Source organism: Izhakiella australiensis, from assembly GCF_002006995.1.
Lineage (GTDB): Bacteria > Pseudomonadota > Gammaproteobacteria > Enterobacterales > Enterobacteriaceae > Izhakiella > Izhakiella australiensis.
This window is the reverse complement of sequence record NZ_MRUL01000009.1, coordinates 83,920-96,900: the sequence shown is the minus strand read 5'-3', so window position 1 is coordinate 96,900 and position 12,981 is coordinate 83,920. Positions and strand designations below refer to the sequence as shown.

Sequence of the window (12,981 nt, the reverse complement as noted above, 5' to 3'; positions counted from 1 at the left end):
CAGGAGAGTTGGATGCTGGGATTCTTACTGGGGCGGCTCGGGCAAACCGCGCTGACGCTTTGCGTCATGTCGCTATTGGTATTTGGCGGGATTCATCTGGTCGGCAATCCTATTGATATGCTGCTGGGCGGCAATGCTACGCCAGCCGATCGCGAGGCGGTGATCCACGCTTTCGGCCTCGATTTGCCGGTCTGGCAGCAGTACGGTCTGTTCATTGTTAATTTGCTGCATGGCGATCTGGGTAATTCATACGTTTTTAATCAGCCTGCGGTTCATCTGATCTTTCAGCGGATGCCAGCAACCCTTGAGCTGGCGCTGGTGGCGTTTGTTATTGCGCTGGTGGTGGGGATCCCGCTTGGCGTGCTGGCCGGGATGCGCCCTGACGGCTGGATAGCCAAATCCATCATGACGTTCTCTATTCTGGGGTTCAGCCTGCCGACCTTCTGGATCGGCATGATGATGATCATGCTATTCAGCGTTAAGCTTGGCTGGCTACCGGCATCCGGACGCGGCGATACCATTGAGGTGTTCGGCGTGCCGTTAAGCTTGTTTACTGCTGACGGGCTGCGCCATTTACTGCTGCCCGCGCTGAACCTGGCGCTGTTTAAAATCTCGCTAATTATTCGCCTGACCCGCGCCGGAGTGCTGGAGTGTTTGCAGCAGGATTATGTGCGCTTCGCCCGGGCGAAAGGGCTGTCGGAGGCGCGCATTTTATTCGTCCACGTGCTGCGCAATACGCTAATTCCGCTGATTACGGTGATTGGCCTTGAACTGGGCTCGCTGATTGCCTTTGCCGTGGTAACGGAAACTATTTATGCCTGGCCGGGCATGGGCAAACTTATTATCGATTCGATCAGCGTTCTGGACCGGCCGGTGATCCTTGCCTATCTGATGATGACCGTGGTGATGTTCAGCCTGATTAATTTGCTGGTGGACGTGCTGTATGCCGTGGTCGATCCCCGCGTGCGTCTGAGCGGAGGTCACTGATGAGCGACGGAAGTATTCACAGCCAGCGTACCCGCGCGCCGGATTATGGCGCATGGCGACGTACCCTCGCGGGCCTGCTGCATAATCGCCTGTCGCTGACCGGCATTATCGTACTGGCGCTGATTGTTATTGCCGCGGTGCTGGCCCCGCTGCTGGCGCCGCAAAATCCGTATGATTTGTCGCAGCTGGATATTATGGACGGGCGATTAGCGCCTGGCAGCCAGAGTATGTCCGGCATGACTTACTGGCTGGGGACTGACGACCAGGGGCGCGATCTGCTGAGCGCCATTCTGTATGGCACGCGAACCAGCCTGTTGGTTGGCGTAGTCAGCGCCGTTCTGGCGCTGGCGATTGGCATGCTGCTCGGCCTGATCAGCGCCTGGCGCGGTGGAAAAACCGATACGTTAATCATGCGTATTGTTGATATTCAGCTCAGCTTTCCGCCGATCCTGATTGCCTTAATTCTGCTGGCCCTGCTAGGGCAGGGCGTCGACAAAATTATTCTGGCGCTGGTGGTGACCCAATGGGCCTACTACGCGCGCACGATTCGCGGTGCGGCGTTGGTGGAACGTCAGCGCAGCTATATGGAGGCCGCGCGCGGCATGGCGCTGCCGGGACGGCATATTCTGCTGCGCCATCTGTTGCCGAACTGTCTGCCGCCGCTGATTGTGGTGGCTACCATGCGCGTGGCCTACGCCATTATGCTGGAGGCAACGCTTTCGTTTCTTGGCATTGGCCTGCCGGTGACTAAGCCGTCGCTGGGGCTGCTCATTGCCAACGGATTTGACTACCTGATGTCGGGTGATTACTGGATTAGCCTGTTTCCCGGATTAACGCTGTTACTGCTGATTGTTGCCATCAACCTGATTGGCGATGCTCTGCGTGATTTGCTTAATCCCCGCAGTGAGGAGGCGCAACAATGAGTCAGCCGCTGTTGCAGGTAGAAAATCTAACGACCGAGTTTCAGGTTCAGGGGGAATGGCTGCCGGTGGTGCAGGATCTCTCTTTCTCACTGGATCGCGGCGAGACCCTGGCGCTGGTTGGCGAGTCCGGCTCGGGTAAAAGCGTGACGGCGATGTCGCTAATGCGGCTATTGCCGGCAATGCAGAGCCGTATTCGCGGACGGGTGCAGTTCGCTGGTCAGGATCTGCTTGCGTTGAATGGGCAGCAAATGCGCGCTATTCGCGGTAATTCTATCGGCATGGTGTTTCAGGAGCCGATGACCAGCCTGAATCCGGTGATGAAGATTGGACGGCAGATAACCGAAGTGTTGCAGCGTCATCGGGGAATGAGCGGCGGCGCAGCGCGGGCCGAGGCGCTGCGTCTGCTGGAACAGGTGCGCATTCCCGCCGCCCGCGCGCGACTTGATGATTATCCGCTGAGCTTTTCCGGCGGGATGCGTCAGCGGGTGGTGATTGCCATTGCGCTGGCCTGCCAGCCCGATTTACTGATTGCCGATGAACCCACTACCGCGCTGGACGTTACTATCCAGGCGGGGATCCTCGATTTACTGAAAACGCTGCAAGCGGAAAACGGCATGGCGATGTTGTTTATTACTCACGACATGGGCGTTGTCGCAGGCATGGCCGATCGCACGCTGGTGATGTATCAGGGAAAGGCGGTGGAGCAGCGCGCTACCCGCGAGCTTTTCGCGCAGCCTCAGCATGCCTATAGCCAGCGGCTACTGGCGGCGGTTCCCCTGCTGGGCGCAATGAAAGGGATAGCGTTGCCGCAGCCGTTTCCTTTGGCCGACGGCGGGGCATCTCAGGCAGAAGATGCGTTGGCTAACGCGCCGCAGCAGGGCGCTTCGGTGCTGGAGGTCAACGGCCTGGTGCAGCGCTTTGCGGTGCGCAGCGGCTGGCTAAGAAGGGTAACCGGGCAGGTACACGCGGTAGAAAACGTTTCGCTAAGCATCCGTCCCGGTGAAACCCTGGCGCTGGTCGGGGAGTCCGGCAGCGGCAAATCCACCACCGGTCGTGCAATTCTGCGCTTTAGCCAGCCACAGCGCGGCGAAATCACCTTATGTGGTGAAGATATGCGCCTGGCGCGGCCGGACAGGCTGGCACAGCTGCGTACCCGCGCGCAGATGATCTTCCAGGATCCCTATGAAAGCCTTAATCCACGTATGCGGGTTGGCGAGGCGATTGCCGAGCCTCTGATTAGCCACGGTTTGTTTAACAAATCCACCGTCGGCGCGGAAGTGGATCGCTTACTGACCCGGGTGGGATTACGGGCGGATATGGCAACGCGCTTCCCGCATCAGTTTTCCGGCGGTCAGCGTCAGCGTCTTTGTATTGCGCGCGCGCTGGCATTAAACCCGGCGTTAATTATCGCCGATGAAGCGGTTTCTGCGCTGGACGTGACGGTCAAAGCACAGATTATTAATTTAATGCTGGAGCTACAGCGTGATACCGGGCTGGCTTATTTGTTTATTTCTCATGATATGGCCGTCGTTGAGCGCATCAGCCATCGGGTCGCCGTGATGTACCAGGGCGAAATAGTGGAAATAGGTTCACGTGCTGATATTTTTGAGAACCCGCAGCATCCTTATACGCGTCGTCTGCTGTCGGCGGTTCCGGTGCCAGACCCGACCCAGCCGCGTCCGCAGGTTGAGTTAGTGGCCGATCTTAGCGGGCCGTTAAAGCCCCTCGATTATCAATCGCCAGAGCGACAGTATCGCCAGATAAGCCAGCAGCATTTTGTACAAATAGCCACGGAAACATAATAAAAAAGCAGCGCATCGCGCTGCTTCAAACAATTAATCACCGCCGGTTGAGCGAAAAAAACAGCTATTGCTCTTAAACCCTACTGGGCCTTTGCCGGCAGAGTTAGCTTATTTGATCAGGAAGTCTTCCAGCTTTTTGCCGTCGTCCAGAGCCTGTTTAATCACAGCTGGCGTACGTCCCTGGCCTGTCCAGGATTTTTCTTCGCCATTTTCATCTGTGTATTTGTATTTAGCCGGACGCGGCGCGCGTTTTGCACGCGGTTTAGAAGAAACGCTATCACCCGCGGTCAGTTCATTAAGGTCAATACCGTCTTCCAGAAGCATCTGACGATATTTAGCCAGCTTCTCTTCTTTCTGACGCGCTTCTTCCGCAATTGCGGCTTCAGCTTCGCGACGCTCGCTGACAACTGAATCAAGTTTTTCCAGCATTTCTTCCAGCTCAGCCAGCGGAAGTTCACGAGCCTGCGCACGGAGAGTTCGGATATTATTTAAAATCTTCAGAGTTTCGCTCATAAAACAGTCCGTAGAGTAAAGTTGATTAATCAGTTTAGTGTCATTTCGCGGTTAAGTGTACCGGGAAATGTCTATTTAAAAAATAGTTAATTTAAATAAATTTGTCTATATGACAATCGATATGTTACCGAACATTAACCTACCGTTTAGAAATATCATTTTAGTGAGATGATTCCTGGGGGATGATTGCTGAACGATATTATATTCCACAATCTACTCTTGATATGGTGCTATATCCACATAATTCAAACCTGGTCCATGATATTGGCAGCCTGCCTGTAGCGATACATTGTGATGCTTGTCTTATGACAGAGATAGTCACCGGGCTGTTACGTCAAAGGATAAATAGTATGACTGAAAGGGCAACATCATAATAACATCACAGCACCGGGGCAGCGCAACGTTGCCGAAAAATCTGAACGGTGAAGCGCCGCTATGTCTATTTATTATGATAATTACCGCGTTATTTAGTGAAACAAATCACAATCAGTGCTGCCGGTTACGCTAAAAATGCGCTTCATATGTATTGTTTGTTGATGAACGATCTGAGCGGTAACTTATCTTCCTGTTGCAGGAATGACGTCTTTATCCTTTTGCCCGGTTTCTGAGAATGGATTGCATTAGGGCGACAGCGGCGAGTGATTATGGCGGCACTATGGCCTGAGCTGGACAATAATAAACGGGCCTCCGGCGCTGTATAACAACCCAAAGTGAGTGATATTACCGTTGTACTGCGATGAAAAAAGTTATTCGCTGCCTGATGTGAATAAACAAGCAGGTCTCATTTTTTGGGCATCCGCGGATGTTGATCGGTTTTATCCTTATTGTTACTGATGATTTTACAACTCTGATGCGTAAGAAATACCTGGGTCGCGTTTTCTTGCTGCTGGTCGCTGGCTGAACAATGCCAAAAACCAAATCCGCGGCATCGGGTTTATGACTTATTAAAGTAGTCATGCTAAATGATGAAGGATTCTTAAAGTTTTATTACAGGCTGACAGCTCGGATAAACATTGGCTATTGAATCAGGATGCTATTATCTTTTTGATAGCGCTGGTATTTACACGTTTATAAGAGGAATCTTAATAGTTAGCTGGCGGTTGTTCAGAATGGCCATGGGGCTCTATTGGTTTCAGAATTGAATGGTGATGGCGAGCATCGCTGATTAACGCAGCATCCGCTGCCATCACCACTTATCTTTGCACCCCTGGTATGGGCTCAAATTTTACTACGTCAGAAAAAAAGTCCCACCAGACAAACCATGCTGGTAGCGACAATACCGATCTCAACCATATTAGTTCTCCAGATGATACTCGATGCAGGCATCGCCTGCTTATTGACGCTGATTATTAACTGCTTCAGCGGTGGAGGTACTTTACGTATTTTACCCGGGGGGACTATGAGACTGCTCTGCATAATGAGCTTTTCAGAAAATACCGCCCCTATACTACGCGGATAGGAAGTTTAACTTCACTGTTTGCCTGCTCAGGAGGATACTGTTAGCAGGCTAATAGAGGGCGTTCGGATGAAAGATATCTTACAAACAGCTGCTGAGCTACGTCAGGCCGTTGGCAAGCTGCGTCGCAGGCTACGGGAAGAAGCCCCCGGCGGGGAGCTAACCTGGTCGCAAATCGCAGTCTTAGGACATATCGAGCGTAACGGGCCGATGACCGTAACCGATCTGGCACATGCCGAAGGCATGCGCTCACAGTCAATGGGCGCCATTGTTGCCGCTTTACAGCTCGCCGGCATGCTGCGCGGGGAACCTGACCCGCAGGATGGCCGCAAAACACAGTACCGTAGCACCGCGCGCTGTGGCGAATTTATTCGCGCTAACCGGGCGCTACGCGATGACTGGCTGGCGGCAACTATCGATCGTGAGCTCAATGCGAATGAACAACAGCTGCTCCAGCAGGCTATCGGTCTGCTACAGCGCATTGCCGTCAGCGATATCCATCGCAACTAATTATGACCTTTCAGCGTGATTGCTGAGATCGTTTCCGTTATCCGGGGTGTTTAATGGCTGATTCTGAAACTGCGACGCTACCCTTATCGCACTGGCTATGGCTGATTATGCTTTCAGCGGCATTTATCTTTGTGCTTGAGTTGGCTCATTTGCCGGCCGCCCTGTTACTGGGTCCCATGGCGGCAGCGATTGTTTTTGCCGTTAGCAACCGACCACTCAAGGTTCCTCCCTTACTGTTTCAGCTGGCGCAAGGGGTGGTTGGCGCAATGATCGCACGGGTGATCCCGCCCTCGGTGTTTGGTGAAATAGCCAAACAGTGGCCGTTATTTTTTGCCTGCGTGTTCTCGGTACTGATTGCCAGCTCGGTGCTGGGATGGCTGTTGGCTCGTTTTCAGGTGCTGCCGGGTTCTACCGCGGTATGGGGATCGTCTCCCGGTGCGGCGACGGCGATGGTGTTAATGGCGGGAAGCTTCGGTGCCGATGTGCGCCTGGTGGCGTTTATGCAGTATCTGCGGGTGATGATCGTCGCGCTGGTCGCAACCCTGGTGGCTCGCTTCTGGAGCGGCGGCGATAGCGTACCGGTTTCGCCGAGCTTTCAGCTATTCAGCCCGGTCAACTGGGGGGCCTTTGCGCTAACGCTACTGCTCATTGGCCTGCTCACCTGGTGTGGACAACGCTGGAAAATCCCCGCCGGGCCTATGCTGCTGAGCCTGATAGTAGGCGCAATATTGCACGATAACCATCTGCTACAAATAGAGCTGCCGCCCTGGCTGCTGATGCTGGCGTATGCTGTTGTTGGCTGGAGCATCGGCCTGCGTTTTAACCGCGATATTCTAAAGTATGCGACTAAAGCCTTACCGCGCATATTGTTGTCGATTCTCAGCCTGGTGGTGCTTTGCGGCGGCTTTGCCGCCCTGCTGGTGCATTTTGGCAACGTTGATCCTCTGACCGCTTATCTGGCAACCAGTCCGGGTGGGGCCGACTCCGTGGCAATTATCGCCGCCTCCAGCCATGTGGACATGCCCTTTGTTATGGCGATGCAAACGGGTCGCTTTATGCTGGTATTAATTTGCGGCCCCGCCCTGGCCCGGCTGATCGCCCGGCTGGTGGAAAAGAAGACGCCGCAATAAAAAAACCGCGACCCGTTGGTCGCGGTTTGGCGTTTACCGGGCTGCCGCGTTTTAACGCTGAGCGGCCTTATTTATGCCCATCAGGTAGGGCATAGGCGATCACATAATCGCCAAGCTTGGTGCCGAAGGAGCCATGGCCGCCTGCGGCAATAACCAGATACTGTTTACCATTAACCTCGTAGGTCATTGGAGTGGCCTGGCCGCCAGCCGGCAGGCGGGCTTGCCACAGCTGTTTACCATTGGTGACGTCAAAGGCCCGGATGTAGTTATCTGCGGTTGCGGCAATAAAGAACAGGTTGCCCGCCGTAGAGATGGGGCCGCCCAGCATCGGCATTCCCATTTTGAACGGTAGCGGTAGCGGCGAACTATCACGCACGGTGCCGATGCGCTTTTTCCAGGCAATCTGATTGGTTTTCAGGTCAACGCCGGCAACATAACCCCAGGCGGGTTGCTTACAGGGCAGGCCAAAGGGAGACAGGAACGGATTCAGCGTGACGCCGTACGGTACGCCATACTGCGGCTGAATGCCGGTTTCCGTGCCGCTGCCGCCTTTGCTGTTTTCATCCGGCTCGATCGGATTATCCGGCCCGCGCGGGATCAGCCTGGATACGAACGGCAGGGCGATTGGGTTAGCTATCGCCACCTGACGATCGGTATTCACCGAAATGCCACCCCATTCAAACATGCCGAGGTTGCCGGGGAACACCAGGGTGCCTTGCTCTGAAGGCGGGGTGAAAATGCCTTCGTAACGTAAGCGATGGAACATCACCCGGCACACCAGCTGATCGTAGATAGTGGCGCCCCACATATCTTTGCCGCTCAGATTGTTCTTCGGACGGAAGGTCAGGTCAGAGAAGGGCTGGGTAGCAGAAACGTGGTCGCCTTTGGCGGCACCCTGCGGCACCGGTTTTTCCGGCGCGGCGACGACCGGTTTCCCGGTGCGCCTGTCGAGTACAAAGATATTACCGGTTTTAGCCGGAATATAGATAACCGGGACCGTCTGACCGTCTTTCTGAATATCCGCCAGCGTTGGCTGAGCCGGTACGTCCATATCCCAAAGGTCATGATGCACGGTCTGATAGAACCAGGCGAGCTTGCCGGTCGTGGCATTAAGTGCCAGCATGCCGCTCGCAAAGCGCTCCATTTCCGGCGTGCGATGGCCTCCCCAGATGTCCGGCGTGGCGACGCCTATCGGCAGGTAAACCAAATCCAGCTTGTCGTCATACGCCGCCGGCGCCCAGGCGTTAGGTGAGTTCGGGCTGTAATGCTGCTCGCCCTGCGGAATGATATTAGGGTCTTTCGCGCCGGGATCGAATGCCCACAGTAACTTGCCGCTGTTAACGTCGAAGCCGCGGATCACGCCGGATGGCTCTTTTGTCGAATAGTTATCGGTCACCGCGCCGGCGACCACGATCACCTTATCGGTAACCACGGGCGGTGAGGTCGGTTCGTAGGCGCCGGGCGTGGCGTAAGGCATATTGGCCTGCAAGTTTAGCTCGCCGTTATCACCAAAGCCCGTACAGCGGGCGCCGGTATCTGCGTCCAGAGCGTAAAGCCTGCCGTCATTAACCGGCAGCAGGATACGTCGTGCGCAGGCTGCCGGCGCATGATTGCGCGCAGCCGCCAGCGCCGCTTTATCTTCGTGCCAGGAGACGCCGCGGCAGGTGACGTGCTGGAACGTCGGGTTCGGTTTCAGGCCCGGATCGAATGTCCACTTCTGCTTGCCGGTAGTCGCATCCAGCGCGAACAGTTTTTGATGCGGTGAGCAGAGATACAGGGTATCGCGAATTTTAATCGGGGTGACTTCATTGGTGATTTCTCCCGGATCGTTGGCGGTTTTGACATCACCGGTGCGGAAAGTCCAGGCCACCTGCAAGTTTTTGACATTTTTGTCATCAATCTGGCTGAGCGGTGAATAGCGCGTCCCGCCCTGGGTTCGCCCGTATGCCGGCCAGTCGCCTGGCGGAACCGTCGGATCGCTGACGTTTGCTGCTGACTTATCCTGTGCTGGCAGGGTGCCATTAATTTCCTGCGGATCGTGGAATACCGCCCAGCCTAACGCCAGCACGGTAATAACCAGTACGCCGCTCAGCGCGCCGGCATTGGGCACGATCATCGCCTTGGCGATAAATGGCAGCACCATCCACAGACCGAGGAAAAACACCACGTCGAGGCGCGGCGTCAATGCCCAGAAATCGAAGCCAACTTCCCACAGGGCCCAGATTAAGGTGGCAAGCAGGAATCCAGCATAAAGGAGCAGGGAAATGGCGTTACGACGATATATTAACCAGGCGGTGATCAGCAGCGCGATCCCGGCTATCAGATAATAAACCGAGCCGCCGATGCTGATTAGCCAGATGCCGCCGCCGGACAGATAGATGCCGCTCAGGGCGGTGAATAAAGCAGTAAGTATCACCAGTATGCGTGATAGGGATGCTTTTGATTCCATAGTAATGACCTTTGCGTTTTCCTTTAATTGCTGACGTTTCTCAATGAGACGCAGCAGAGAGTGCCAGTTGCGCGCCTTCGGGCGTGCTTATTTCTAATTCTTTTCTACTTAATCAGGCGATTCACCGGCTTATGCCTGAGGCCGCCCGGCGTCATAAAGACCAACGTCGCGTTTTAAGAATAGAAGCTGATTAATAACTATCCACTGCAATGGTTACTTTTCCGCTTTACAGTCAGGTATGCCGGAAAGTTACCGGCAGGCAGTATTTTTCGCGGCGTAAATTACCATTGAAAAAGTGTTAACGGAATCACATTTTTTTAACTAAACGGGGTGCAGGTCATCGCGCAGGCGCAATGGCAGGATGTTGGCGGGGAAGAAAAGCAGTGGACAGCATAAAGGCGGGCGTCATCGACGTCCGCCTTTATTATGGGGAAAAACGGTCAGTTATAGAGGCCGGTTGCCTCAGCGGGCTGGGAGCGCCCGGCGCTGGAAATATTGCCAACCGGGCAGTTTACCGTTTGTGCATTCTTTTCCAGCTGACGCGTCAGCGAAATCAGCGATGTGCTGCCGGTGGCGCTGATGCTGTCCGTTGCCTGCCGGGCGATGAACGGATGGGAAGCACTCTCCGTCGCCTGGCTGGTAAGCGGCAAGGCGCTAAGCAGTATGGCAATAGCTACAGCGGCTTTGATCACTTTCATGATGGCTTCGTCTTTACAGGCGCCTCAATGATTACTGGAAGATTTCCGCAGTACCATGCAGCTTGTTGTTGCCGGTCGTGGAGGTTATACGGAAAGATTTCGCGCCGGCTTCGTCGGCTTTGGCTGACAGCTGCGCCTGTAATGAATCGAGGTTGTTTACGCCGTTAGCGGAAACGACACCGATAGATTGCTGATTGTGCGGCGCCTGTGCAACCAGCTCGGCGGCAAACCCGGCAGCGGGCAGGGTGATAAGGGCAGCAGCGGTCAGGATGATTGATAATGATTTCATGATGGTCTCTCTTAAATTTGCAGGTTGAATATCTTATCGTCATTTAATTAACGATCGATAATTAAATCGTAGAGTGTGATGCACATCACGTCAACTTTATTTTTTAATAATCGTTAACTTAATTGCTATCTTTATGATTTTTAGAATTTTAAAGTTTTTTTACCGCGCGGATGACCCGCAGATGGGGAGGCGCAGAAGAGAAGTTGTCATGTTTATTATAATGGGGTTGATTGATTTTGTAATGATTGATAATTTAATGATTCGTGCGGTTTGAGTGGAGGGCAAAAGATGGCGACCGATCAGCTGGAATATAGCCGCAAAGGACGCGGCAGGCCAAAAACTTTTGAACGTGACGTGGCGCTTGATAAAGCTCTGGATCTTTTCTGGCGGCATGGCTACGAAGCGACTTCCCTTGCCGATTTAGTGGCGGCTACCGGCGCTAAGGCGCCAACGCTTTACGCCGAATTTACGAATAAAGAAGGGCTTTTTCGGGCGGCGATGGAGCGCTATATCGAACAGTTCGGCCGTCAACGTCAGGCCGAGCTTGACTGCCCGAATAGCATGGTTGAGCAGGTTATCGAAAACTATTTTCGTTCAACGGCGGCCTGCTTTACTGACAGAAGCCGGCCCGGAGGCTGTTTTTTTATCTGCACCTCCAGCACGCTGTCTGCCGGGTCAGCCGAAATAGCAAAAATGCTACATCAACGCCATGACGTACAGTTCAATACGCTGCTTAAATTTTTACGGCAGCGCCAGCAGCGCGGCGAGCTGGATAGCAACACCGATATCAGCGCACTGACCGATTATTTAAACTGCGTGCTGCAGGGGATGTCGGTGCAGGCGCGCGAGGGCGCGGACCGCGCCCGGCTGGATGCGATTGTGGATGCTCTGATGCTACAGTGGCCGGTTCTGAGCCGCCTCGGGTGTGAACCGCGCGCAAACGCCAACGCGTGCGCTCGCTAGCCCGGGGCGCAGCGGCAAAACTTAAAACGGGGGAGAAAAGATGTCGACTGAATATGCGGTACTGGCTGGCGGCTGCTTTTGGTGTACCGAGGCGGTGTTTAAGCAAATTGACGGCGTGCTAAGCGTCGAAAGCGGTTACACCGGCGGGCGTACGGAAAATCCGACCTACCGGGAGGTCTGCGCCGGCGACACCGGCCATGCGGAAGCCATTCGCATCGGCTTTGACGCCAGCAAGGTTGCGTACAGCGACCTGCTGGATATCTTTTTTGCGACTCACGATCCAACTCTGCTGAACAGGCAGGGTAACGATATTGGCACCCAGTATCGTTCGGCGATATTTCCGCAGAGCGAAGCGCAGCAGCAGGCGGCAAAAGAAGCCATTCAACGCACGCAGGCCGATCACCGCGATGCGATAGTGACGGCGATCGAACCTGCGAGCGCCTGGTATCCGGCTGAGGGATACCATCAGGATTACTGGCAGGGGGAAGGCCAGCAAAATGGTTATTGTCTGGCGGTTATTCCCCCTAAGTTGCAAAAGCTGAAAAAACAGTTTGCCAGCCGGCTGACTAAAGCCTGAGGTAAGTGCGAATGCCATCCAGAAACATCTGGGTGGCGAGCATAATCAGGATAAGCCCCATCAACCGCTCCAGCGCATTCACCCCTTTCTCGCCCAGCAGCCGCAGGAACAGCCCGGAAAGCAACAGGATTAGCGCAGTCAGCCCCCAGGCAATTAACAGCGCGCCGACCAGATAGCTCATTTGATGCGGATACTGGTGCGATAACAACATCAGCGTTGCCAGCAGCGATGGCCCGGCCACTAACGGAATAGCGAGTGGAACCAAAAAAGGTTCTTCGCCAGCAGACAGACCGCTGCTGTTGTTATCATGGGCCGGAAAAATCATCCGGATGGCGATTAAGAAAAGGATAATCCCGCCGGAAATAGAAACGGTTTCAGTTCTCAGATTGAGAAATGCGAGAATTTTTTCACCGGCAAACAAAAACAACAGCATAATCGCCAGGGCGATTAATAGCTCCCTTATCAATACTACCCGCCGACGTTTTGGCTCCAGATGCTTCAGAACCGACATAAAAATCGGTAAATTGCCCAGCGGGTCCATAATTAGCAACAATAATACCGTTGCGGAGATCATTTCACTCATCGTTGCCGTTCTCTTAATTTTCGCCTGATCCAGGCGTTATAAGCTGCATTGCTAAAAAAACAGGCCTAATCGAATTTATTCACTTGCCTGACGTGCTGCAT

The 12,981-nt window shown here is 54.1% G+C and carries 12 protein-coding genes; 7 read left to right on the top strand and 5 right to left on the bottom strand.

All coding sequences use genetic code 11. The features are described 5' to 3' along the window. Positions 1 to 12: 12 nt before the first annotated feature. Genes BTJ39_RS13900 through BTJ39_RS13890 form a run of 3 tightly spaced genes read left to right on the top strand, consistent with a single transcriptional unit; the run spans position 13 to position 3,712 of the window. Positions 13 to 987, top strand: a complete 975-nt coding sequence (locus BTJ39_RS13900) for an ABC transporter permease (protein WP_078003301.1) — start codon at positions 13 to 15, stop codon at positions 985 to 987. Next, a complete protein-coding gene (locus BTJ39_RS13895) occupies positions 987 to 1,910 on the top strand; it encodes an ABC transporter permease (RefSeq protein WP_078003300.1) in 924 nt (307 codons plus the stop codon). Before BTJ39_RS13900 ends, BTJ39_RS13895 begins: the two co-directional genes overlap by 1 nt. After that, positions 1,907 to 3,712: an ABC transporter ATP-binding protein gene (locus tag BTJ39_RS13890; RefSeq protein WP_078003299.1), complete on the top strand. Its 1,806-nt coding sequence runs from the start codon at positions 1,907 to 1,909 to the stop codon at positions 3,710 to 3,712. Before BTJ39_RS13895 ends, BTJ39_RS13890 begins: the two co-directional genes overlap by 4 nt. 108 nt (positions 3,713 to 3,820) lie before the next feature. Here the strand turns inward: BTJ39_RS13890 and BTJ39_RS13885 are convergent, their stop codons facing one another. Then, positions 3,821 to 4,225 (bottom strand): H-NS family histone-like protein, encoded by a 405-nt coding sequence (locus BTJ39_RS13885; protein WP_078003298.1) that lies wholly within the window; start codon positions 4,223 to 4,225, stop codon positions 3,821 to 3,823. Positions 4,226 to 5,750: 1,525 nt separating this feature from the next. On the opposite strand from BTJ39_RS13885, the gene BTJ39_RS13875 reads away from it, so the two are divergent. Next, complete coding sequence (locus tag BTJ39_RS13875; RefSeq protein WP_078003296.1) at positions 5,751 to 6,191, top strand: MarR family winged helix-turn-helix transcriptional regulator; 441 nt, start codon at positions 5,751 to 5,753, stop codon at positions 6,189 to 6,191. A 53-nt stretch (positions 6,192 to 6,244) separates the two neighbouring features. Then, positions 6,245 to 7,321 carry an AbrB family transcriptional regulator gene (locus BTJ39_RS13870; RefSeq protein ID WP_078003295.1) on the top strand — a complete coding sequence of 359 codons (1,077 nt, stop codon included), beginning with the start codon at positions 6,245 to 6,247 and terminating at the stop codon, positions 7,319 to 7,321. 67 nt (positions 7,322 to 7,388) lie between these two features. On the opposite strand, the gene BTJ39_RS13865 is transcribed toward BTJ39_RS13870, so the two are convergent. From BTJ39_RS13865 to bhsA, 3 genes are all read right to left on the bottom strand, one after another. Then, positions 7,389 to 9,770 (bottom strand): glucose/quinate/shikimate family membrane-bound PQQ-dependent dehydrogenase, encoded by a 2,382-nt coding sequence (locus tag BTJ39_RS13865; protein WP_078003294.1) that lies wholly within the window; start codon positions 9,768 to 9,770, stop codon positions 7,389 to 7,391. A gap of 440 nt (positions 9,771 to 10,210) precedes the next feature. Continuing rightward, positions 10,211 to 10,468: a hypothetical protein gene (locus BTJ39_RS13860; protein WP_078003293.1), complete on the bottom strand. Its 258-nt coding sequence runs from the start codon at positions 10,466 to 10,468 to the stop codon at positions 10,211 to 10,213. Between the two features lie 31 nt (positions 10,469 to 10,499). After that, a complete protein-coding gene (gene bhsA / locus BTJ39_RS13855) occupies positions 10,500 to 10,757 on the bottom strand; it encodes a multiple stress resistance protein BhsA (RefSeq protein WP_078003292.1) in 258 nt (85 codons plus the stop codon). Positions 10,758 to 11,045: 288 nt separating this feature from the next. Between bhsA and BTJ39_RS13850 the strand changes: the two genes are divergently transcribed. Both BTJ39_RS13850 and msrA read left to right on the top strand, forming a co-directional pair. Beyond that, positions 11,046 to 11,720 carry a TetR/AcrR family transcriptional regulator gene (locus BTJ39_RS13850; RefSeq protein WP_078003291.1) on the top strand — a complete coding sequence of 225 codons (675 nt, stop codon included), beginning with the start codon at positions 11,046 to 11,048 and terminating at the stop codon, positions 11,718 to 11,720. A 40-nt stretch (positions 11,721 to 11,760) separates the two neighbouring features. Then, positions 11,761 to 12,297: a peptide-methionine (S)-S-oxide reductase MsrA gene (gene msrA / locus BTJ39_RS13845; RefSeq protein ID WP_078003290.1), complete on the top strand. Its 537-nt coding sequence runs from the start codon at positions 11,761 to 11,763 to the stop codon at positions 12,295 to 12,297. Here msrA and BTJ39_RS13840 read toward each other — a convergent pair. Further along, on the bottom strand, positions 12,287 to 12,880 hold the full coding sequence (locus BTJ39_RS13840) for a YhgN family NAAT transporter (protein WP_078003289.1): 594 nt from the start codon (positions 12,878 to 12,880) through the stop codon (positions 12,287 to 12,289). The genes msrA and BTJ39_RS13840 overlap by 11 nt on opposite strands. Between the last annotated feature and the right edge of the window lie 101 nt (positions 12,881 to 12,981).